General features: G+C 53.0%; 20 protein-coding genes. 13 read left to right on the forward strand and 7 right to left on the reverse strand.

The genetic code is table 11. The annotated features are described in order from the left end of the window. Positions 1–39: 39 nt before the first annotated feature. Positions 40–2082 (reverse strand): peptidyl-dipeptidase Dcp, encoded by a 2043-nt coding sequence (dcp, locus tag QEN32_RS11455; protein WP_265322126.1) that lies wholly within the window; start codon positions 2080–2082, stop codon positions 40–42. A 138-nt stretch (positions 2083–2220) separates the two neighbouring features. Between dcp and ydfG the strand changes: the two genes are divergently transcribed. The 3 genes from ydfG (at position 2221) to ydfZ (ending at position 4167) form a co-directional block, all read left to right on the forward strand. Beyond that, entirely contained in the window at positions 2221–2967 is a 747-nt protein-coding gene (gene ydfG, locus QEN32_RS11460; protein WP_000636564.1) for a bifunctional NADP-dependent 3-hydroxy acid dehydrogenase/3-hydroxypropionate dehydrogenase YdfG, read from the forward strand. Between the two features lie 129 nt (positions 2968–3096). Next, on the forward strand, positions 3097–3783 hold the full coding sequence (locus QEN32_RS11465; protein ID WP_000215562.1) for a GntR family transcriptional regulator: 687 nt from the start codon (positions 3097–3099) through the stop codon (positions 3781–3783). 180 nt (positions 3784–3963) lie between these two features. Further along, the gene (gene ydfZ / locus QEN32_RS11470) at positions 3964–4167 is read left to right on the forward strand and encodes a putative selenium delivery protein YdfZ (RefSeq protein WP_000989267.1); all 204 of its coding nucleotides are present in this window, start codon (positions 3964–3966) and stop codon (positions 4165–4167) included. A gap of 66 nt (positions 4168–4233) precedes the next feature. On the opposite strand, the gene QEN32_RS11475 is transcribed toward ydfZ, so the two are convergent. From QEN32_RS11475 to QEN32_RS11495, 5 genes are all read right to left on the reverse strand, one after another. Next, the gene (locus tag QEN32_RS11475; protein ID WP_265322127.1) at positions 4234–5700 is read right to left on the reverse strand and encodes a mannitol dehydrogenase family protein; all 1467 of its coding nucleotides are present in this window, start codon (positions 5698–5700) and stop codon (positions 4234–4236) included. A gap of 143 nt (positions 5701–5843) precedes the next feature. Further along, on the reverse strand, positions 5844–7223 hold the full coding sequence (locus QEN32_RS11480) for an MFS transporter (RefSeq protein WP_197390983.1): 1380 nt from the start codon (positions 7221–7223) through the stop codon (positions 5844–5846). Between the two features lie 53 nt (positions 7224–7276). Continuing rightward, complete coding sequence (locus QEN32_RS11485; RefSeq protein ID WP_000836487.1) at positions 7277–8296, reverse strand: Zn-dependent oxidoreductase; 1020 nt, start codon at positions 8294–8296, stop codon at positions 7277–7279. Between the two features lie 10 nt (positions 8297–8306). Then, positions 8307–9521 carry a starvation-sensing protein RspA gene (gene rspA, locus QEN32_RS11490; RefSeq protein ID WP_000706269.1) on the reverse strand — a complete coding sequence of 405 codons (1215 nt, stop codon included), beginning with the start codon at positions 9519–9521 and terminating at the stop codon, positions 8307–8309. Positions 9522–9642: 121 nt separating this feature from the next. Continuing rightward, positions 9643–9969, reverse strand: coding sequence for a YnfA family protein (locus QEN32_RS11495; protein ID WP_000921389.1), 327 nt, complete (start codon positions 9967–9969; stop codon positions 9643–9645). Between the two features lie 152 nt (positions 9970–10121). On the opposite strand from QEN32_RS11495, the gene QEN32_RS11500 reads away from it, so the two are divergent. Both QEN32_RS11500 and speG read left to right on the forward strand, forming a co-directional pair. After that, complete coding sequence (locus tag QEN32_RS11500) at positions 10122–10463, forward strand: DUF1283 family protein (protein WP_001066440.1); 342 nt, start codon at positions 10122–10124, stop codon at positions 10461–10463. Between the two features lie 35 nt (positions 10464–10498). Next, complete coding sequence (gene speG, locus QEN32_RS11505; RefSeq protein WP_000199997.1) at positions 10499–11059, forward strand: spermidine N1-acetyltransferase; 561 nt, start codon at positions 10499–10501, stop codon at positions 11057–11059. Positions 11060–11099: 40 nt separating this feature from the next. On the opposite strand, the gene QEN32_RS11510 is transcribed toward speG, so the two are convergent. Next, on the reverse strand, positions 11100–11810 hold the full coding sequence (locus QEN32_RS11510) for a YnfC family lipoprotein (protein WP_265322128.1): 711 nt from the start codon (positions 11808–11810) through the stop codon (positions 11100–11102). 103 nt (positions 11811–11913) lie between these two features. On the opposite strand from QEN32_RS11510, the gene QEN32_RS11515 reads away from it, so the two are divergent. From QEN32_RS11515 to osmX, 8 genes are all read left to right on the forward strand, one after another. After that, positions 11914–12222 carry a DUF1161 domain-containing protein gene (locus QEN32_RS11515; protein ID WP_114051649.1) on the forward strand — a complete coding sequence of 103 codons (309 nt, stop codon included), beginning with the start codon at positions 11914–11916 and terminating at the stop codon, positions 12220–12222. 156 nt (positions 12223–12378) lie between these two features. After that, positions 12379–14817: a selenate/tellurate reductase subunit YnfE gene (gene ynfE, locus QEN32_RS11520; protein ID WP_276017400.1), complete on the forward strand. Its 2439-nt coding sequence runs from the start codon at positions 12379–12381 to the stop codon at positions 14815–14817. A 98-nt stretch (positions 14818–14915) separates the two neighbouring features. After that, positions 14916–17351: a selenate/tellurate reductase subunit YnfF gene (gene ynfF / locus QEN32_RS11525; RefSeq protein ID WP_000705282.1), complete on the forward strand. Its 2436-nt coding sequence runs from the start codon at positions 14916–14918 to the stop codon at positions 17349–17351. Between the two features lie 10 nt (positions 17352–17361). Next, a complete protein-coding gene (gene dmsB, locus QEN32_RS11530) occupies positions 17362–17979 on the forward strand; it encodes a dimethylsulfoxide reductase iron-sulfur subunit DmsB (protein ID WP_265322130.1) in 618 nt (205 codons plus the stop codon). Between the two features lies 1 nt (position 17980). Then, positions 17981–18835, forward strand: coding sequence for a dimethyl sulfoxide reductase anchor subunit family protein (locus QEN32_RS11535; protein WP_001522670.1), 855 nt, complete (start codon positions 17981–17983; stop codon positions 18833–18835). A 42-nt stretch (positions 18836–18877) separates the two neighbouring features. Continuing rightward, positions 18878–19492: a Tat proofreading chaperone DmsD gene (dmsD, locus tag QEN32_RS11540; RefSeq protein WP_000206562.1), complete on the forward strand. Its 615-nt coding sequence runs from the start codon at positions 18878–18880 to the stop codon at positions 19490–19492. Between the two features lie 304 nt (positions 19493–19796). Further along, positions 19797–20507, forward strand: a complete 711-nt coding sequence (gene osmY, locus QEN32_RS11545) for an osmoprotectant ABC transporter permease OsmY (protein WP_000557304.1) — start codon at positions 19797–19799, stop codon at positions 20505–20507. 28 nt (positions 20508–20535) lie between these two features. Then, positions 20536–21438, forward strand: a complete 903-nt coding sequence (osmX, locus tag QEN32_RS11550) for an osmoprotectant ABC transporter substrate-binding protein OsmX (RefSeq protein ID WP_265322131.1) — start codon at positions 20536–20538, stop codon at positions 21436–21438. Positions 21439–21444 lie beyond the last annotated feature (6 nt).

Consider the following 21444-nt stretch of genomic DNA (forward strand, 5'->3'; position numbering starts at 1 on the left):
TCAGGCGGTTGTTCGACAGTGCCGAACAACCGTATCAGCTTAGCGATCGAGCCCACGATATTGCAACATGGGGTCAATATGCGGTTCATGTCCACGCCAGGCTGAATAAAGCGTTTCTAAATCAGTACTATTCCCCCGGGAAAGGATAGCATCACGAAAACGCTGCCCGTTTTCACGCGTCAGGCCGCCCTGCTCTACAAACCATTGATAACCGTCATCCGCTAACATTTGCGTCCACAGGTAGGCGTAGTATCCCGCTGCGTAGCCGCCGCCGAAGATATGGGCAAAATAACTGCTGCGATAGCGGGGCGGCACTGCCGGTAAATCAAGATGCTCGGCGGCCAGCGCCTGCTGCTCGAACTCAGCGACAGACTGCTCTGCTACGCTCTCCTCCAGCATATGCCAGCGCATATCCAGCAATGCGGCGCCGAGCAATTCAGTCATATCGTAACCTTTATTAAATAAACTCGCCTTGCGCATTTTTTCCTGTAAATCAGCAGGCATTTTTTCACCGCTGTCGACATGACGCGCGTAGCGTTCGAACACACGTGGATGGCTCGCCCAATGCTCATTAATCTGGGAGGGAAACTCGACAAAGTCGCGGGGCGTATTGGTACCTGAAAGCGTGGCATAGCGCTGAACGGCAAACAAACCATGTAACGTATGACCAAACTCATGGAAGAGCGTAATAACGTCGTCCCAAAGCAGTAATGCAGGCTGCCCATCAACCGGTTTCTGATAGTTACATACATTGTATATAACGGGCCGGGTTTCATTGAGTGTGGATTGCTCGACAAAATTCCCCATCCACGCGCCGCCGCTTTTCGAGTCCCGCGCGAAGAAGTCGCCATAAAATAACGCCATGCCGACACCATCGGAGTCGAAAATCTCCCATACCCGAACATCAGGGTGATACACCGGAATGTCAAAACGCTCGACGAAGGTGATGCCGAATAGCTGGTTGGCGGTCCAGAAAACCCCCTCTTGCAACACCGTATTTAAGGCAAAATAGGGCTTCAGTTGCGCTTCATCTAACGCATATTTTTCCCGCCGTACCTGTTCGGCATAGAACATCCAGTCCCAGGACTGAACGGTGTAGCCGCCCTGCTCACCATCAATGACGTTCTGAATTTCCGCCTGTTCATTGAGTACACGCTGACGCGCTGGCGGCACAATGCCACGCATAAAGCTCAGTGCGGCTTGCGGCGTTTTCGCCATCTGATCGGCCATTTTCCATGCGGCATAATTGGGGAAACCCAGCAGTTTTGCCTGACAGCGACGAATCTCTACCAGACGCTGAACGATAGCGCGGGTATCGTGGGCATCTCCTTTTTCCGCCCGAGTCCATGACGCTGCGAATAAATTTTCGCGGGTCTGGCGATCGCGCAGCGTAGCAAGCGCAGGCTGTTGCGTCGTATTAAGGAGCGGAATGAACCAGCGCTCCTCCAGGCCTTTTTCACGCGCCGCTTCAGCAGCGACGGTCATTTCTTCCGGGCTTAATCCTGCCAGGCAATGCGCGTCATCTACCGCCAGCCCGCCCGCTTTACTTGCCGCCAGCAGACGCTGATTAAACTGACTCATTAAGGTCGCGGATTCAGTATTCAATACTTTCAGTCGCGCTTTATCCTCTTCGGCAAGCTGCGCGCCTGCCAACACAAAACGCTGATGGATAACATCGACCAACCGTAGCGACTCATCATCCAGCCCCAGTGAGTGACGCTGTTGCCAGACGGCATCCACGCGAGCGAATAACGCGCTATTCAGATAAATATCGTTGGAGAGCGCCGCCAGCTCGGCAGAAAAGGCCTCATCCAACCGCTGGAGTTCATCGTTAGTGTGCGCGGCCGTCATCGCGAAAAAAACGCTGGTGACGCGTGACAGAAGCGCCCCGCTTTGCTCCAGCGCCAGAAGCGTATTCGTAAAGTCAGGGGCCGCCGGATGATTGACGATGGCCTCGATTTCTACGCGTTTTTGCCGCACGCCCTCATCAAAAGCAGGACGATAATGGCAATCTTTGATCCGATCAAAACGCGGTGCCTGATAAGGCAACATACTCTGGTCTAACAAAGGATTCGTCGACATTTTTCACTCCTGAAAATAGGTTGATCATAAGAGTAAGCTTCCCCCTATGCTGACCGCAACCGTGTTAACCAGGATTACCCTTTCATAAACGCCGCGTGCTATGGTAATACAACACAAAAAGCGTTGAGGAACTGTGTGATGATCGTTTTAGTAACTGGAGCAACCGCAGGGTTTGGCGAGTGCATTGCACGCCGTTTTGTTGAGAATGGACATAAAGTCATTGCCACGGGACGTCGTCATGAACGCCTGCAAGCGTTAAAAGATGAGCTTGGCGAGAACGTATTGACCGCCCAACTGGACGTGCGCAACCGCGCGGCCATCGAAGAGATGATGGCCTCTCTGCCTGCGCAGTGGCGCGATATTGATGTGCTGGTCAATAACGCCGGTCTGGCGCTGGGTCTTGAACCGGCGCATAAAGCCAGCGTAGAAGACTGGGAAACTATGATCGATACTAATAATAAAGGCTTAATTTATATGACCCGCGCCGTGCTGCCAGGAATGGTCGAACGTAATCGCGGTCATATCATTAACATCGGTTCAACCGCCGGCAGTTGGCCTTATGCTGGTGGCAACGTCTATGGCGCGACGAAAGCCTTTGTGCGCCAGTTTAGCCTGAATTTGCGCACGGATTTACACGGCACGGCGGTTCGCGTGACCGACATTGAACCGGGTCTGGTTGGCGGTACCGAGTTTTCCAGCGTCCGTTTCAAAGGCGACGATGAGAAAGCGGGTAAAACCTACGAAAATACCACCGCGCTCACGCCAGAAGACATTACCGAAGCGGTATGGTGGGTGGCCACACTCCCCGCGCATGTGAATATTAATACCGTTGAAATGATGCCTGTTACCCAATCTTTCGCAGGGCTCAGCGTCCACCGTAGCTAAGAGGTTATACCCGGTCTGCGGGCCGGGTAATCCCTGGCAAACGTATCTGCAACCAAGAACATGATCGGTATAGACCACCACGGAAAAGTGGTAGAGTATCCGGGTCAACCGCCTAAAAAGTAAGAATGAATGACCGTCGAAACGCAGCTTAACCCTACACAGCCTGTCAACCAGCAAATTTACCGTATTCTTCGGCGTGATATCGTGCATTGTCTTATCCCGCCTGGCACGCCGCTATCAGAAAAAGAGGTCTCAACCCGTTTTAACGTTTCGCGTCAACCGGTGCGCGAGGCTTTTATAAAGCTGGCGGAAAATGGGTTGATTCAGATCCGCCCTCAGCGCGGTAGTTATGTGAATAAGATTTCGCTTTCTCAGGTACAGAATGGTTGTTTTGTACGGCAGGCGATCGAATGCGCGGTGGTCCGCCGTGCGGCGGCGATGATCACCGACAACCAGTGCTATCAACTGGCGCAAAACCTGCACCTGCAACATATTGCCATCGAGCGCAAACAGATTGATGATTTTTTCCAGCTTGATGACGATTTCCACCAAAAACTGGCGCAGATCGCCGATTGCCAGTTAGCGTGGGATACCATTGAAAATATCAAAGCGACAATCGACCGGGTTCGCTATATGAGTCTGGATCATGTTTCTCCGCCGGAGATGTTGTTGCGCCAGCACCATGATATTTTCTCCGCGCTGGAAAATCGTGACGGCAATGCGGTTGAGAGCGCAATGACCCAGCATTTGCAGGAAATTAGCGAATCCGTTCAGCTTATCCGTCAGGAAAACAGCGGCTGGTTTAGCGAAGACTAACCCCCTTTAACGTCGGGGTGAGACGCCTTCTCCGCTTTCTCACCCTGCACATTCCCGCCTAAAAAGCCGTGAGCTTGATCAAAAACAAAAAAAATTCGCAACGATAAGCGTATTTATATGTCGCCCGTCATGCGGGGAAACCTGCGGGCTTTGGCTGTAAGTTTGAAAGGAGAAAACACCATGATGACATACGATCGTAACCGTAACGCAATCACTACCGGTAGCCGGGTCATGATAAGCGGCACGGGTCATACCGGGATTATCAAAGCCATTGAGAGCGAAGGTCTGGATGCAGGTCAAATTCGCCGCGGCAAAACGGTGATTGTCGAAGGTTGTGAAGGTAAATTCGCGCCGGTCGAACTGATTCGTCTTGGCATGAACTGATACCACTGGCCGCTAAGAACCGCTCCGGCCTTCCCGGTAGCATAATGCTACCGGGTCTCTGTTGCGCTACTTCAACCGCTCGGCATATTTCGCCACGCTCGCTTTCGCGCCATATGTCAGTAAACTGTCATAGGCTTCTTGCACTTTTTGCGTAAACCGCGCCACCTGCGGCAAATCGTTGCCGAAAATTTCAGCCATTCCCAGCAGCGCCTTAACACGACTGGCGCCTTCTTCACTGTTTGCCACGGCGCGCTGAATAACCGGCAATAGCGGATCGCTAATGTCGATCGCCTTGCCCTGCTCATCCACGCCGCCAACGTAACGCATCCACCCCGCCACGCCCAGCGCCAGCAAATCAAAATCGCTATGATTAGCAAGATGCCAGCGAACGGAGTCCAGCATACGCTGCGGAAGTTTCTGGCTACCATCCATCGCAATCTGCCAGGTACGATGACGCAGCGCCGGATTACGGTAACGCGCAATCAACTGATCGGCATAACGCTGTAAATCTACCCCCTGGACTTTCAGCGTTGGCGCCTGCTCGCGTAACATTAACGCCTGCGCGGTCAGACGATAGTTGTCGTCATCCATACAGTCATTAATATGCTGATAGCCGGCAAGATACCCCAGATAAGCCAGGAATGAATGACTGCCGTTAAGCATTCGCAGTTTCATCTCTTCAAACGGAACCACGTCGGCGACCAACGTCGCGCCCGCGTTTTCCCACTGCGGACGCCCCGCCACAAACGTATCTTCTATCACCCACTGGCGAAACGGTTCACAGGCAACGCCCGCCGGATCGCGCACGCCGGTCAGTTGTTCGATTTTATCCAGCGTCTCCGGCGTGACCGCAGGGACAATCCGATCAACCATGGTTGACGGAAATGTCACGTTTTGCTCGATCCATATCGCCAGTTCCGCATCCACCTCCCGGGCGTAAGCCGTCACAACCTGACGCGTCACATGCCCATTTTCCGGCATGTTGTCGCAGGACATCACGGTAAATGCCGGTAAGCCTGCGGCTTTACGACGCGCTAACGCTTCGACAATAATACCCGGTACCGTTAGCGGTTGATGCGGATTTTGCAGGTCGGCGGCAATCATGGGATGTTCCAGCAGAAGTTGGCCCGTGGCTGGCGAATGACAATACCCTTTCTCGGTAATGGTCAGAGACACAATCGCTATTTGCGGTTCGCACATCGCCGCCAACACACGTTCCAGACCATCAACCTGAACATGCAACGCCGCTTTGACGACGCCCACCACACGCGCCGTCCAGGCATCCGCCGACATCTCCGCCACGGTATAGAGGTTATCCTGCTGCTTTAGATCGGCAATCTGCTGTTCGCCGCCAATAAGATTAACCTCATAATAGCCCCAGTCGCTATGCTGCTCCGCAGCCAGAATATCTGTATAAACCCCCTGATGCGCGCGATGAAACGCGCCAAAACCGAGATGGACCATCCGCGCCGCCAGCGCCGCGCGATCGTAATCAGGAAGCGTCGCCTTTGCCGATAAAAGCCTGTTTTGCATTTTATAACCTCTATATTCTGAAAGCGGAACAGTCGCAGAGTAACGCCTGCCCTGGTGCATTTGGATTTACGCTAATTAAACAAAAGTGACCGGACAGCATGGCCGAAACCGCATTAGCGTTCCGGCCATACCGCCAACACGATTTAACTCGTCTGAGTTGCGGAGTGGCGTAACTTCTCTGCCGCTGTCGCTTCCGCCGCATCCTCAGGCAAGCTCAGATCGCGATCTCTGACCTCCGGCATCAACAACGCAGAAATCAGACCAATACACGAGTAGATCACCAGCATAATTAAGATGGGCAGCCAGGAATCGGTCATGTTACAAAAGATCCCTGCGAGGACGGGGCCAAAACCGACCGCCACCAGCCCCCCTGCCTCTTTTGAAATCGCCATCCGGGTGAAGCGATTACGCGATCCGAAAATTTCCGCCATGGTGATGTTTTCCAGCGCAAATAATCCCAGCACGGCAAAGTTATGAATAACAATGAGCGCCGCCATAATTACGCCAGGGCTATACGTTTTATCTACCACAATAGACAGCATCGGCCAGGCGAGGATAATCGCGGAGATATTCAATATTATATACGGCAGCCGACGACCGTATTTATCGGACAACCACCCCAAGAGTGGGATAGTGATAAAACCAATTACGGAACTTATCATTAACGCATCGGTTGGGATAGATTTGTTAAATAATAACGTCTGAACTAAATATCCGGCAAGGAAGGTTTGAATAAGCCCGGAATTGCCCGCCTGCCCAAAACGTAAACCGGTAGCCAGCCAGAAAGATTTGCTGGTAAACATCGCGCCCAATGTATTTTCTGACGCAGGTGTTAACGCTGGCGATTTTTCGCCTTCGCTTACTTTTTCGAATACCGGACTTTCTTTCAGATTCATTCGCAGCCAGATCGCGAATATCATAACAACGACGCTCGCCAGGAAAGGAATACGCCATCCCCAGGCGATCAGTTGTTCGCGTTCAAGCGCAAAGAACATCACCGCCCAGATCGCCGTCGCGCTCAACGTACCGCAATTGGTACCCATCGCGACCAGCGAGGAAATGATGCCACGCTTTCCTTTCGGCGCATACTCGGCCAGCATGGTACCCGCGCCGGAAATTTCCGCCCCGGCGCCCAGCCCCTGTATAATTCGCAATGTTACCAGTAATACTGGCGCAAAAATGCCGATTTGCGCATACGTCGGCAGTACGCCAATCAGCGTGGTGCAGATCCCCATCATGGTGATAGTAATAAACAATACTTTTTTTCGTCCGATGCGGTCGCCCATTTTACCAAAAACAAAGGCGCCGATAATTCTGGCTATATAACCTGCACCATAGGTGCCCATTGCCAGAATAAGCGCCATCGCGGCAGACTGTTCCGGGAAAAATATCTCATGGAAGACCAGAGCCGCGCCTAGTGAATATAACTGAAAATCCATAAATTCAAGCGCGGTGCCTAACCAGCCAGATACGGCAGCGCGCACTAAATCCTGAGTCGATCGTTCATGCTTTATTTGTGTCATATAGGCAATCTCTAAGAGGTAAGATGCGTACCACTTACTCGCAATTATTTATATTATTTCGCAAACGTGAGTAAGACTTTGCAGCATTGACGCTGGTCTTTCTCGAAAAGCTCAATCGCGTCGGTGACATGTTGATAATCAAATGTATGCGTTATCAGCTTATCCGGATCAATAAGCCCTTTATTCAGCCAGTCAATCACGACCGGGAATTTATTGGCATTAAGACGCGATGAATAAATAGCCAGCTCTTTTCCGGTAATACCCTGCTGTACAATCTCACACGGGTCGCTGGAAAATCCCATCAGGACAATGCGTGCCGCAGGCGATGCAAGGGTAATCGCCTCTTGCAGGATAGCGGGATGACAGGCGGCATCGACAATCAAGGTCGGCTTTAGCGCCTTCTGCTGTAGAAATTCCGCCAGTGAATGTTGACCATTATTGAGGGTCCAGTCAGCGCCGCTCTGCTTCGCCATCGCTAAACGCTCTTCAATGCGATCAACGACTATGACCGTTTTAACCTGATAAACCCCCTTCAGCGCCTGTACGGTCGTCAGTCCCATCGGGCCAGCGCCATAGATAAGCGCCACGTCCTGCTCGGTTGGATTCACCTGCCCCGTCACATTTGCCGCAATGGTAAACGGCTCAACCATGACGGCATGATGATCTGCGATGTTGTCCGGTATGCGATGAGCATTACGGGCCGGCGCCACCGCATACTCGCTGAAACCGCCGTCACGATGCACGCCCAGCACCACCAGCGAGGTACACACATTGGGTTTACCGACTGAACAAGGGTAACAATGCCCGCAACTGATCACCGGATCGACGGATACCCGTTCTCCTATCCGGTCGTGATTGACGTTGTCGCCTACCGCGTCGATGACACCGAAAAATTCATGGCCTATGACACGGGGATATTTTGCAAAAGGATTATGTCCCCGATAAATATGACTGTCGGAACCGCAGATACCCGCCAGTTTCACTTTAATGCGAACTTCGCCCGGCGCAGGCTGCGGAAGCGCGCGCGTTTCGATAGTTAATGTATTCGGTTTTTCGATTACGATGCTTTTCATTTTTCGCTCCTTACCAGTTCCACAGTGTGCCGTCTTCCAGGCGGGCCACCGGCAAATAGGCTGGATCGTACGGATATTTCGCCGCCAGTTTTTCATCGAACTCAATGCCCAGTCCTGGCTTGTCGCCCGGATGCATATAGCCGCCCTCGAACGTCCAGTTATGCGGGAAAACCTCCAGCATCTGTTCGGAGTAGCCCATAAACTCCTGTACGCCAAAGTTAGGCACCCACAGGTCGAAATGTAATGCAGCGGCCATACAAACCGGCGACAGATCGGACGGCCCATGCGAACCGGTACGCACCTGGTAGAGCGAGGCAAAATCGGCAATGCGGCGCATCCCGGTAATACCACCGGCATGGGTAAGCGTGGTGCGGATATAGTCAATCAATTGCTCTTCAATGAGCTGTTTGCAATCCCAGATACTGTTAAAGACTTCGCCTACCGCAATCGGCGTGACCGTATGCTGGCGGATGAGGCGGAAGCACGCCTGATTTTCAGCCGGCGTCGGGTCTTCCATCCAGAACAAACGATAGTCTTCAATACTTTTGCCAAAGCGGGCAGCCTCAATAGGCGTCAGTCGGTGATGCATATCGTGCAGAAGATGTTCATTAAACCCGAACGTATTGCGCACGGCGTCAAACAGCTTTGGCGTAAAATCGAGATACTTTTCCGTTGACCACAACTGTTCTTCCGGCCACTGGCCTTTTGTCGCGGGCTCATAGGCCAGCCCCTTGCCTTTCGCCATGCCGTAGGTGGTTTTCATCCCCGGAACGCCGCACTGCACGCGGATTGCTTTGAACCCTTGCTCTTTATGACGCGCGTAGTCTTCCAGCACATCGTCGATAGTGTGGCCTGTGGTATGGCAATACACCATGACGCCTTCACGCGAAGCGCCGCCGAGTAACTGATACAACGGCATATTGGCGGCTTTGGCTTTAATATCCCATAGCGCCATATCAACCGCGGAAATGGCGGACATGGTGACAGGGCCACGGCGCCAGTACGCGCCTTTGTAGAAGAACTGCCAGATATCTTCGATGCGGCGAGCATCCCGCCCGATGAGCTGTGGGCACAGGTGATCGGTAAGGTACGAGGCCACCGGGAGCTCGCGTCCGTTCAGGGTGGCATCCCCCAGACCGGTGATCCCGTCTTCCGTGGTTATCTTTAAGGTGACGAAGTTACGCCCTGGACACGTAACAAAAACTTCAGCCCCTACAATCTTCATGTTTATTCCTTACATCGCATTATGGGATGCAGGAAATTTACCCAGCTGAGCTACTACCATACAAGTATATTGATGTAAAAAGCGCTGCCAGATCACAAAATGTTCTGGTCGCGCGGCAATGTTACGTACGTCCCCATCCGACGACGATAATCAGCATTCCACACAGCGCGATCAGCGCGCCGCACCAGTCATAAACCGTGAGTCGGACGCCATCGACAACACGTAACCACAGGAGCGCAGTACAGACATATACCCCACCGTAAGCCGCATAAACCCGCCCACTCGCCGCCGGATGCAAGGTCAAAAGCCAGACGAATAACGCAAGTGACGCGGCGGCGGGCAGAAGCCACCACACGCTGGCGCCGCGCTTAAGCCATAGCCAGGGAAGAAAACATCCAATGATTTCACAGAGGGCGGTGACAAAGAAAAGCAGAGTCGTCTTTAGCATGAGATTCATTTGGTTACGAAATGATAAGTGATAATACAACAGAATATCGTTACGGTTATCCGGCCATTCTTGTGTATATGCCAGGCATAAGGATTAGTGTAGAATTTACAGGTGGTTTACCGCTTTTTCCCCTCTAATGAAAGGATATTGTGATGAACAATACGCTGAGCAAACGCCTGTGCCTGACGGCAATGCTTACGTTGGCGGCCGTTGTATATACTACTTCCGCATTCGCTGAAACCAGTAAACTGGTGATTGAATCGGGAGATAGCGCACAAAGTCGTCAGGAAGCGGCGATGGAAAAGGAACAATGGAACGACACTCGCAGTCTGCGTCAGAAAGTGAATACCCGCGCAGAAAAAGAGTGGGACAAAGCCGATGCCGCCTTTGATAACCGCGATAAATGCGAGCAAAGCGCCAACATCAACGCCTATTGGGAACCCAATACGCTGCGGTGTCTGGATCGTCGTACAGGTCGCGTTATTACGCCCTGATGCAGGATAACTAAAAGGAAGTGTAAGGATACAGTATGACAAGTGACTACAAGGTCAGACTGCGCCCGCTTGAGCGTGAAGATTTACGATTTGTCCACCAGCTTGATAATAATGCCAGCGTTATGCGTTACTGGTTTGAAGAGCCGTATGAGGCTTTTGTCGAACTGTCGGATCTCTACGACAAACACATCCACGACCAAAGCGAACGGCGCTTTGTCGTCGAATGCGACGGTGAAAACGCCGGGCTGGTAGAACTGGTGGAAATTAACCATGTGCATCGGCGGGCGGAATTTCAGATTATTATCTCGCCGGAGTACCAGGGAAAAGGCCTGGCGTCACGCGCGGCCAAACTGGCGATGGATTACGGATTTACCGTACTCAATCTCTATAAATTGTATTTGATCGTCGATAAAGAGAATGAAAAAGCGATTCACATCTACCGTAAACTCGGGTTTAGGGTAGAAGGCGAGCTGATTCATGAGTTCTTCATTAACGGCGAATACCGTAACACCATCCGCATGTGTATCTTCCAGCAGCAGTATCTGGATGAACATAAAACCTCCGGTTCTACGCTCCTGAAACCCACCGCGCAGTAAGCCCGGCGCGGTAGTCACGGAGAGTCGCACCGCGCCCGGTTTAGTAGTAATCGATACGATTTTTAATGGTGTAATGGTGGGACACTGCCGGCTTAACGCTCTCATCGACGATAACAAGCCGGCAGTCAACAGGGTTCGCATACGCATCATATTCGCAGCTCTGTGTGACGTTGCCGACCTGTCGATCATCCACCCGGCTGACTGCCGTGTAATCCAGCTTTTTACGCGGGTCCGCGGAGGGTTTTGCCGTCACAGAGAGCGTATTCTGCGAGTTTATGGTTGTCTTACCTAGCGGATAACCTTCGCTATCATAGCGATACTCGACTTTCATCTCTTTGCCCGTCGCCGATACCACAAAACCGTTGTCGTCCGTTTCCCAGGTCACGCCCGCCGAAGGCAACGCCGCCAGCTGGCACTTCCCCTGTAACTGCACCTTTTTTTCCAGCGTCTGAGCATCCCGGTAATAATTGGCATCCAGCACGAGCGCCAGCCCCGTATTATTCTCCAGATCGTGTAACTCAAGCGTATCAAAACAGCCTTCCTGTGAAAGCGTACCGGTGACCTGCTTCGCCACTTCGCCATTCTCACTCATCAATGTCTGGCTGAAATCCCTTACCGGACCACGTAATGGATCAAAATCAAATTCGTTCGAAAAACTGGCCATTTCCGGCGTAAAAGGCTCAAGGGATTTCGGGTTATCACAACCTGCCAGTATCATGCACAATAACGTCAGTAAAAGGGGTTTCTTCACGCGTGTCACCAGGATGAAAAGATATTTATCATCATATTAGCAAATACAGTTATTTACACGAAAAATGCTAAGCTTAGAACATCGTCATTAATCACAGGAGTTCATGATGAAAATCGCAACTGCAATAGCCACTCTGGCGTTAGTTAGCACCCCCTCGCTGGTGATGGCGGCACCGGGATCGTGCGAGAGAGTAAAAAGCGATATTGAACAACGTATCATCAATAACGGCGTGCCAGCGGATAATTTTACGCTCACTATCGTTCCTAACGACCAGGCCGATCAGCCGGACTCACAGGTGGTGGGCCATTGCGCGAACGACACGCATAAAATTCTTTATACCCGCACCAGCAGCGGCAATGCGCCAGCCAATACCTCTCCCGCTCAGGACGGTTCATCCGCCGAACCGCAATAACCTCCTCCTGCCCTCCGGGTCCGGAGGGTAACGCTCTTTGATATGGATTAATAATCCTTACTCCCAAAGGGGTAAACTCATTACATCATTAGCATGTTAATAATTTCGTTATAGTTATCAATATATAGCGAAATAATAACGACAATGGAGTGAGTGATGCCCGGAGAAAAGCAACAAACAGGCGTTAGCCGCAGGACGTTAGTGAAATCAGCGGCGCTTGGCTCACTGGCGCTGGCTGCCGGAGGCGTATCTTTACCGTTTGGGATGCGTACCGCGGCCGCGGCGGTGCAGCAGGCTATGCGCAACGAAGAAGATAAAATCGTCTGGGGCGCCTGTTCGGTCAACTGCGGCAGTCGCTGCGCCCTGCGTCTGCATGTAAAAGATAATGAAGTCTGGTGGGTTGAAACTGACAATACTGGCGACGATGTCTACGGCAATCATCAGGTTCGCGCCTGTCTGCGGGGCCGTTCAATCCGTCGGCGCATTAACCATCCGGATCGCCTTAACTATCCCATGAAACGCGTTGGCCGCCGCGGCGAAGGCAAATTTGAACGCATTAGCTGGCAGGAAGCACTGGACACCATTAGCGCCAGCCTGAAAAAGACCGTAGAGACCTACGGCAATGAAGCCGTTTATATCCACTATTCATCCGGCATCGTAGGCGGCAACATAACCCGCTCGTCGCCTGCCGCCTCGCCGGTGAAGCGTTTGATGAACTGCTACGGCGGTTCGTTGAATCAATACGGCTCATACAGTACCGCGCAAATTTCTTGCGCCATGCCCTACACCTATGGCTCCAACGACGGCAACAGCACGTCTGATATCGAAAACAGTAAACTGGTGGTCATGTTCGGCAATAATCCGGCTGAAACACGCATGAGCGGCGGCGGCATTACCTGGTTTCTGGAGCAAGCGCGTGAACGCTCAAATGCGCGCATGATCGTGATAGATCCGCGCTATACCGATACCGCTGCCGGACGTGAAGACGAGTGGATACCGATTCGCCCCGGCACCGACGCCGCGCTGGTGGCAGGGATTGCCTGGGTATTGATTAACGAAAATCTCGTTGACCAGCCTTTTCTCGACAACTATTGCATCGGCTACGATGAAAAGACCCTTCCGGCTGACGCGCCCCCCAATGGCCATTATAAGGCTTATATTTTGGGCCAGGGCGAGGACGGTATCGCCAAAACGCCGCAGTGGGCATCGCATATTACCGGCATCCCCGCCGATCGAATTATCAAACTGGCGCGCGAGATAGGTAGCGTCAAGCCGGCCTACATCTGTCAGGGTTGGGGCCCGCAGCGTCAGGCGAACGGCGAACAAACCGCTCGCGCCATCGCCATGTTACCGATTCTGACCGGCAACGTCGGCATTCATGGCGGTAATAGCGGCGCACGCGAATCCACTTACACCATTACCATTGAACGTCTGCCGGTCCTGGAGAATCCCGTTAAAACCGCCATCTCCTGCTTTAGCTGGACGGACGCCATTGCGCGCGGCCCGGAAATGACCGCCCTGCGCGACGGCGTACGCGGCAAAGATAAGCTGGATGTCCCGATCAAATTTCTATGGAACTACGCTGGCAACACCCTGATTAATCAGCATTCGGATATTAATAAAACCCATGAAATTCTTCAGGATGAAGCGAAATGCGAAATGATTGTGGTCATCGACAACTTTATGACCTCTTCCGCGAAGTACGCCGATATTTTACTGCCAGATCTCATGACCGTCGAACAGGAAGATATCATCCCCAATGATTACGCCGGCAATATGGGATATCTGATTTTTATCCAACCGGCGACGACGCCTAAGTTCGAGCGCAAGCCCATCTACTGGGTACTCAGCGAAATCGCCAGACGCCTCGGCGACGATGTGTATCAGCGGTTTACCGAAGGCCGTACCCAGGCGCAATGGCTGCAATATCTGTACGCCAAAATGCAGGCAAGAGATCCGGCATTGCCCGCGTATGACGAGCTGAAAAAAATGGGCATCTATAAACGCAAAGATCCCAACGGCCATTTTGTCGCCTATAAAAAATTTCGTGAAGATCCGCAGGCCAATCCGTTAAAAACGCCGTCCGGTAAAATCGAAATCTACTCAAGCAAACTCGCTCGCATCGCCAGTACCTGGGAGCTGGCGGAAGGCGACGTGATAAGCCCACTGCCGATTTATACCCCTACTTTTGAAGGATGGGACGATCCGAAACGGAGCACCTTCCCGCTACAGCTGTTTGGCTTTCACTATAAATCCCGTACCCATTCAAGCTACGGCAATATTGATGTTCTACAGGCCGCCTGCCGCCAGGAGGTGTGGATAAATCCGCTCGATGCGCAAAAACGCGGTATCGCGAATGGCGATAGGGTTCGCGTCTTTAACGATCGTGGAGAGGTGCGTCTACCCGCCAAAGTCACGCCGCGTATTCTGCCGGGCGTCAGCGCGATGGGTCAGGGCGCATGGCATAATGCGGATATGGCTGGCGATAAAATTGACCACGGCGCCTGCATCAATACGCTCACGACGCTGCGTCCTTCCCCCCTGGCAAAAGGGAATCCTCAACATACAAATCTGGTGGAAATCGAAAAAATCTAAGCCGCCTGCTCCGGGACGTTTTTACGCGCCCGGCGCTCCCCGTTTTGCGAACACAACGACATTTAAAACTCTTTTTTGGATGAGCATAGTGAGCTGTTATGAAAATCACCAACCCTGAGGCATTAATGGCGGCCAGTATCAGCCGACGAAGCCTGGTGAAAACCTCCGCTATCGGTAGCCTTGCGCTTGCCAGTAGCGCTTTCACCCTTCCGTTCTCCCGCATCGCCCACGCCGCAGCAGACCTCGCATCTGGCAATGTGGCAGAAAAAGCGGTCTGGAGTTCATGTACCGTTAACTGCGGCAGCCGCTGCCTGCTGCGCCTGCACGTAAAAGATGACACCGTATATTGGGTTGAATCAGATACCACGGGCAACGATGAATATGGCAACCATCAGGTACGCGCCTGCCTGCGCGGTCGTTCTATTCGTCGCCGGATGAATCATCCCGATCGCCTGAAATATCCGATGAAACGCGTTGGTAAACGAGGAGAAGGCAAATTCGAACGTATCAGTTGGGATGAAGCGTTGGATACCATCGGCGATAACCTGAAACGCATCCTCAAGGACTACGGCAACGAAGCGGTACATGTGCTTTACGGTACCGGCGTGGACGGCGGCAATATTACCAATTCTAACGTACCGTATCGCCTGATGAATGCCTGCGGCGGCTATCTCAGCCGTTACGGTAGCTACAGCACCGCCCAAATCAGCGCGGCCATGAGCTATATGTTCGGCGGCAACGACGGCAATAGTCCGGATGATATCGCCAATACAAAACTGGTGGTGATGTTTGGCAATAACCCCGCGGAAACACGTATGAGCGGCGGCGGCGTGACATACTATGTCGAACAGGCGCGCGAACGCTCCAACGCCCGGATGATCGTCATTGACCCGCGTTATAACGACACTGCCGCCGGCCGCGAAGACGAGTGGCTGCCGATTCGCCCGGGTACCGATGGCGCGCTGGCGGCGGCAATCGCCTGGGTGCTGATTACCGAAGATCTTATTGATAAACCGTTTCTGGATAAATACTGCATCGGCTACGACGAAACCACTCTGCCCGCCTCGGCCCCGCGTAACGCGCACTATAAAGCCTATATTTTGGGTCAGGGCGAAGACGGTATTGCTAAAACGCCGCAATGGGCCGCGCAGATTACCAGTATTCCGGCGGAAAAAATCATTCAACTGGCGCGGGAAATCGGCTCGGCGAAACCGGCTTACATTTGCCAGGGCTGGGGACCGCAACGCCACTCTAACGGGGAGCAGACCGCACGCGCAATCGCCATGCTGTCTGTACTCACCGGTAACGTCGGCATAAATGGCGGTAATTCCGGCGTGCGCGAAGGCACCTGGGATCTGGGCGTCGAATGGTTTTCTATGCTGGAGAACCCGGTAAAAACCCAGATTTCGGTCTTTACCTGGACCGACGCTATCGATCATGGCGCGGAAATGACCGCCACACGCGACGGCGTGCGGGGAAAAGACAAGCTCGACGTGCCGATCAAATTTTTGTGGTGCTACGCCAGTAATACGCTGATCAATCAGCATGGCGACATCGCCCACACCCACGAGGTGCTTCAGGACGACAGTAAATGTGAAATGATCGTCGGCATCGAGCACTTTATGACCGCATCGGCAAAATATTGCGACATTCTGCTGCCTGATTTAATGCCGACCGAGCAGGAAGATCTGATTTCCCACGAATCCGCAGGCAATATGGGCTATGTCATTCTTGGTCAGCCCGCCACCTCGCCGAAATTTGAAAGAAAGCCCATTTACTGGACGCTCAGTGAAGTGGCTAAACGGCTTGGTCCGGACGTATACCAGACCTTCACAGAAGGCCGCACGCAGCATGAGTGGGTCAAATACCTGCACGCAAAAACCAAAGCGCGTAACCCGGAAATGCCGGATTACGAAGAGATGAAACAAACAGGGATTTTCAAGAAAAAATGCCCGGAGGAGCACTACGTCGCTTTCCGCGCCTTCCGCGAAGACCCTGCCGCCAACCCACTGAAAACGCCGTCCGGTAAAATCGAAATCTATTCCGAGCGTCTGGCAACCCTCGCCAACACGTGGGAGCTGAAGAAAGATGAGATTATCCATCCTTTACCCGCCTATACGCCAGGCTTTGACGGTTGGGACGATCCGCTTCGTCAGCGCTACCCGCTACAGCTAACCGGCTTCCACTATAAAGCGCGTACCCACTCCAGCTACGGCAATATCGACGTCCTGCAACAGGCGTGTCCGCAGGAGATCTGGATCAACCCGATTGATGCGCAAGCGCGCGGCATTCAGCACGGCGACACCGTGCGGGTCTTTAACCAGAACGGAGAGATGCTCATTCCGGCAAAAGTCACGCCGCGCATATTGCCTGGCGTCACCGCTATCGGCCAGGGCGCCTGGTTAAATGCCGACATGTTTGGCGACAAAGTCGATCGCGGCGGCTCCATTAACATTCTGACGTCGCACCGGCCTTCCCCACTGGCGAAAGGTAATCCGTCACACAGTAATCTTGTTCAGGTTGAAAAGGCGTAAGGAGTAACCGATGACAACCCAGTATGGATTTTTTATTGATTCCAGTCGTTGCACCGGTTGCAAAACCTGCGAACTGGCCTGCAAGGACTACAAAGATTTGACCCCGGATGTCAGCTTCCGCCGCATTTATGAGTATGCGGGCGGCGACTGGCAGGAGGATAACGGCGTCTGGCACCAGAACGTCTTTGCCTATTATCTCTCCATTTCATGCAACCACTGCGAAGACCCGGCCTGTACCAAAGTCTGCCCGAGCGGCGCGATGCACAAGCGCGATGACGGTTTTGTGGTGGTGAACGAAGAGGTCTGTATCGGCTGCCGCTACTGCCACATGGCCTGCCCGTACGGCGCGCCGCAGTACAACGCGGCCAAAGGTCATATGACTAAGTGCGACGGCTGTCATGAACGCGTCGCCGACGGCAAAAAGCCGATTTGTGTGGAGTCCTGCCCGCTGCGGGCGCTGGACTTTGGCCCGATAGACGAACTGCGTAAAAAACACGGAGAGCTGGCTGCCGTCGCGCCGTTGCCGCGCGCGCATTTCACGAAGCCGAATATTGTGATTAAACCCAACGCCAACAGCCGCCCGACCGGGGACACTACCGGTTATCTGGCCAATCCGAAGGAGGTATAAGATGGGAAGTGGATGGCATGAATGGCCGCTGGTCCTGTTTACGGTGCTGGGTCAATGTGTGGCCGGGGCGCTGATCGTGAGTGGATATGGCTGGTTAACCACCAAAGACGATGTGGCAAAACAACGCATCGTGCGTAGCATGTTTTTTCTGTGGCTGGTGATGGGACTGGGATTCCTCGCGTCGATTATGCATCTCGGCTCGCCGATGCGCGCGTTTAACTCGCTTAACCGCGTAGGCGCTTCCGCACTGAGTAATGAAATCGCCGCAGGATCGGTGTTCTTTGCCGTAGGCGGCATCTGGTGGCTGGTGGCGGTACTCGGTAAAATGCCCCCGGTGCTGGGTAAAGTGTGGCTGCTGGTCAGTATGGCGCTCGGCGTTGCATTCATCTGGGCAATGACGCTCGTTTATCAGATAGATACCGTGCCAACCTGGTATAATGGCTACACCACGCTGGCCTTTTTCCTCACGGCATTCCTGTGCGGTCCGGTGTTTGCGGCGTTACTGCTACGCATCGCGCGCGTCCCATTTTGCAGCGTGACGTTTGCCAGTATTAGCGGCCTGGCATTGGTGGTGTGCGTGACGGTCATCGTACTACAAGGACTGTCTCTCTCAACCATTCACAGTTCCGTGCAACAGGCCAGCCATCTCGCACCGGATTACGGTATGCTACAGGTCTGGCGCATTGTCTTGCTTGCTGCCGGATTAGGCTGCTGGCTATGTCCGCTAATCCGTCGCCGCGAACCGCATACCGTTGGTTTGCTGCTCGGTGTCGTGCTGGTGCTGGCAGGCGAAATTATTGGCCGCGGACTTTTTTATGGCCTGCATATGACCGTAGGTATGGCCGTCGCAGGTTAATTTATGCGTGCGGGGCGACCCGCACCTTTCGGGATTGTTTGAATGACCACTTTTTTACAACGTGATGATTTTGCAGTAACGGCGCGTGTTCTTGGCGCGTTGTTTTATTATTCGCCGGAAAGCCACGAAACCGCTCCTCTGGTCCAGGCGCTATTAAACGACGACTGGCAGGCGCAGTGGCCGCTTGATGCCGAGGCGCTTGCGCCTGTGGCGGCTATGTTTAAGACCCACAGCGAAGAGTCGTTGCCACAGGCCTGGCAGCGTCTGTTTATCGGCCCTTACGCTCTGCCGTCTCCGCCGTGGGGTTCCGTCTGGCTGGATCGTGAGAGCGTATTATTTGGCGATTCTACATTGGCGCTACGTCAGTGGATGCGCGAAAACGGAATTCAGTTTGAAATGCAGCAAAACGAGCCAGAAGATCATTTTGGGTCGCTGTTGCTGCTGGCGGCCTGGCTTGCCGAGAATGGCCGTCATCATGAATGCGAACAACTCCTGGCCTGGCATCTGTTTCCGTGGTCGTCCCGCTTTCTGGACGTATTTATCGATCATGCCGGGCATCCGTTTTATCAGGCGTTGGGGCAACTGGCGCGTCTGACGCTGGCGCAATGGCAAGCTCAACTCATTATTCCCGTCGCTGTAAAACCGTTATTCCGTTAATCCCCACAAAAGGCAGGATTTTACCTGCCTTTTCTCCCATTGCGGCCTATTTTTATCTACAAAAAGTGACAACGTCACACCACGCTTCTATTTTTAAGATAATTCTTTATCGTGAATGTTCACCCTAAGCCGCATAAGGGCAAAGCATAATTGTTAATAGATGTTTAATAGTGTTAAACATCACGCTTCGCTGGAATCCTTCCCAACCTGTTGCTATAGCTCAAAGCACCCTGCCGGAACATGGCATAACAACACGCGACTCTTAACGTCGCCATAACACATGCAAACAGGGAGACACACCGCAATGCACACCCTCACCCTAAAACGTGTACTTGGGTTCACTATCGTCATTCTGCTGTTACTGGCGCTGTTTATCTGGGGAATCGGTCTGGAGACGCTGAAAGCGCGTCAGGTCGATCTGCTGTATCTCGGACAACGGCATTTGATGCTGGTCTTTACGTCCATGTTTTTTGCTTTACTGGTCGGTATCCCGAGCGGGATTTTACTCAGCCGACCTGCGGCAAAAGGATTTGCTGAATATGTCATGCAAATCTTTAATGTTGGTAATACCTTGCCGCCGCTGGCCGTTCTGGCCTTAGCGATGGTGATTATCGGGATCGGCGATACGCCCGCCATTGTCGCGCTATTTCTGGCCTCCCTTCTGCCTATCGTCCGCAATACCTATGCGGGCCTCTGTTCCGTTCCCGCCTCACTGATTGAAGCGGCGAACGGGATTGGGATGACAAAATGGCAGCGGCTTCGCCAGGTAGAGCTACCTAATGCGTGGCCAGTGATGCTGTCCGGTATTCGCATCGCGACCGCCATCAATGTCGGCACCGCGCCGCTGGCCTTTCTGATCGGCGCCAGCAGCTACGGCGAGCTGATTTTTCCGGGGATTTATCTCAACGATTTTCCGACGTTGATTCTCGGCGCAACGGCCACGGCGTTATTCGCGCTGATTCTTGACACTCTGCTTGCCTGGTTTGGGCGGCGCCTTAGCCCTCATACCGTCTGAACGCATAAATAACAATAAGGAGCGTTAAATGAGATTCAAAAAACACCTGTTGGGATGGCTTGCCGCAACGCTGTTGTTCAGTAGCCAGACGCAGGCCACGCCGCTGGTTCTCGCTACCAAAAGCTTTACCGAGCAGCATATTCTTTCCGCTATGACCGTTCAGTATTTGCAGAAGAAAGGCTTTCAGGTTCAGCCGCAAACCAATATCGCCGCGGTGATTTCACGTAATGCGATGGTGAATAAACAAATTGATATTACCTGGGAATACACCGGTACATCGCTGATTATTTTCAACCGTATCGATAAGCGCATGAGTCCACAGGAAACCTACGACACGGTAAAACGCCTGGATGCGAAGCTGGGCCTGGTATGGCTCAAACCGGCTGACATGAACAATACTTACGCGTTCGCGATGCAGCGCAAACGCGCCGAGTCGGAAAATATCACCACCATCTCGCAAATGGTGGCAAAAATCGAACAGGTCCGGCAGAACGATCCTGACCACAACTGGATGCTCGGCCTCGATCTGGAATTTGCCGGGCGCAGCGACGGAATGAAGCCCCTTCAGCAAGCCTACCAGATGCAGCTCGATCGCCCGCAAATACGACAGATGGACCCAGGGCTGGTCTATAACGCCGTTCGGGATGGGCTGGTTGACGCCGGGCTGGTCTATACCACCGACGGACGGGTGAAAGGGTTTGATCTGAAAGTGCTGGAAGATGATAAAGGCTTCTTTCCAAGTTACGCTGTCACGCCCGTGGTGCGTAAAGAGGTGCTGGAAGCCAATCCTGGACTTGATGACGCCTTAAACACCCTTTCCGGCCTGCTCAATAACGATGTGATATCGACCCTAAACGCCCAGGTCGATATCGAGCATCGCACGCCGCAACAGGTAGCCCATCAATTTTTGCAGGACAAAGGTCTGCTGTAAGGAGCG

Source organism: Salmonella sp. SA14318, assembly GCF_029866905.1.
In the GTDB taxonomy this organism is placed as follows: Bacteria; Pseudomonadota; Gammaproteobacteria; order Enterobacterales; family Enterobacteriaceae; genus Salmonella; species Salmonella enterica.

Coding starts and splice junctions, on each gene's coding strand:
- ydfZ (WP_000989267.1), top strand. CDS start 3,964: ATGATGACATACGATCGTAACCGTAACGCAATCACTACCGGTAGCCGG.
- ynfF (WP_000705282.1), top strand. CDS start 14,916: ATGAAAATCACCAACCCTGAGGCATTAATGGCGGCCAGTATCAGCCGA.
- QEN32_RS11465 (WP_000215562.1), top strand. CDS start 3,097: ATGACCGTCGAAACGCAGCTTAACCCTACACAGCCTGTCAACCAGCAA.
- speG (WP_000199997.1), top strand. CDS start 10,499: ATGACAAGTGACTACAAGGTCAGACTGCGCCCGCTTGAGCGTGAAGAT.
- osmX (WP_265322131.1), top strand. CDS start 20,536: ATGAGATTCAAAAAACACCTGTTGGGATGGCTTGCCGCAACGCTGTTG.
- QEN32_RS11475 (WP_265322127.1), bottom strand. CDS start 5,700: ATGCAAAACAGGCTTTTATCGGCAAAGGCGACGCTTCCTGATTACGAT.
- dcp (WP_265322126.1), bottom strand. CDS start 2,082: ATGTCGACGAATCCTTTGTTAGACCAGAGTATGTTGCCTTATCAGGCA.
- QEN32_RS11480 (WP_197390983.1), bottom strand. CDS start 7,223: ATGACACAAATAAAGCATGAACGATCGACTCAGGATTTAGTGCGCGCT.
- osmY (WP_000557304.1), top strand. CDS start 19,797: ATGCACACCCTCACCCTAAAACGTGTACTTGGGTTCACTATCGTCATT.
- QEN32_RS11485 (WP_000836487.1), bottom strand. CDS start 8,296: ATGAAAAGCATCGTAATCGAAAAACCGAATACATTAACTATCGAAACG.
- QEN32_RS11535 (WP_001522670.1), top strand. CDS start 17,981: ATGGGAAGTGGATGGCATGAATGGCCGCTGGTCCTGTTTACGGTGCTG.
- dmsD (WP_000206562.1), top strand. CDS start 18,878: ATGACCACTTTTTTACAACGTGATGATTTTGCAGTAACGGCGCGTGTT.
- dmsB (WP_265322130.1), top strand. CDS start 17,362: ATGACAACCCAGTATGGATTTTTTATTGATTCCAGTCGTTGCACCGGT.
- ydfG (WP_000636564.1), top strand. CDS start 2,221: ATGATCGTTTTAGTAACTGGAGCAACCGCAGGGTTTGGCGAGTGCATT.
- ynfE (WP_276017400.1), top strand. CDS start 12,379: ATGCCCGGAGAAAAGCAACAAACAGGCGTTAGCCGCAGGACGTTAGTG.
- rspA (WP_000706269.1), bottom strand. CDS start 9,521: ATGAAGATTGTAGGGGCTGAAGTTTTTGTTACGTGTCCAGGGCGTAAC.
- QEN32_RS11500 (WP_001066440.1), top strand. CDS start 10,122: ATGAACAATACGCTGAGCAAACGCCTGTGCCTGACGGCAATGCTTACG.
- QEN32_RS11495 (WP_000921389.1), bottom strand. CDS start 9,969: ATGCTAAAGACGACTCTGCTTTTCTTTGTCACCGCCCTCTGTGAAATC.
- QEN32_RS11515 (WP_114051649.1), top strand. CDS start 11,914: ATGATGAAAATCGCAACTGCAATAGCCACTCTGGCGTTAGTTAGCACC.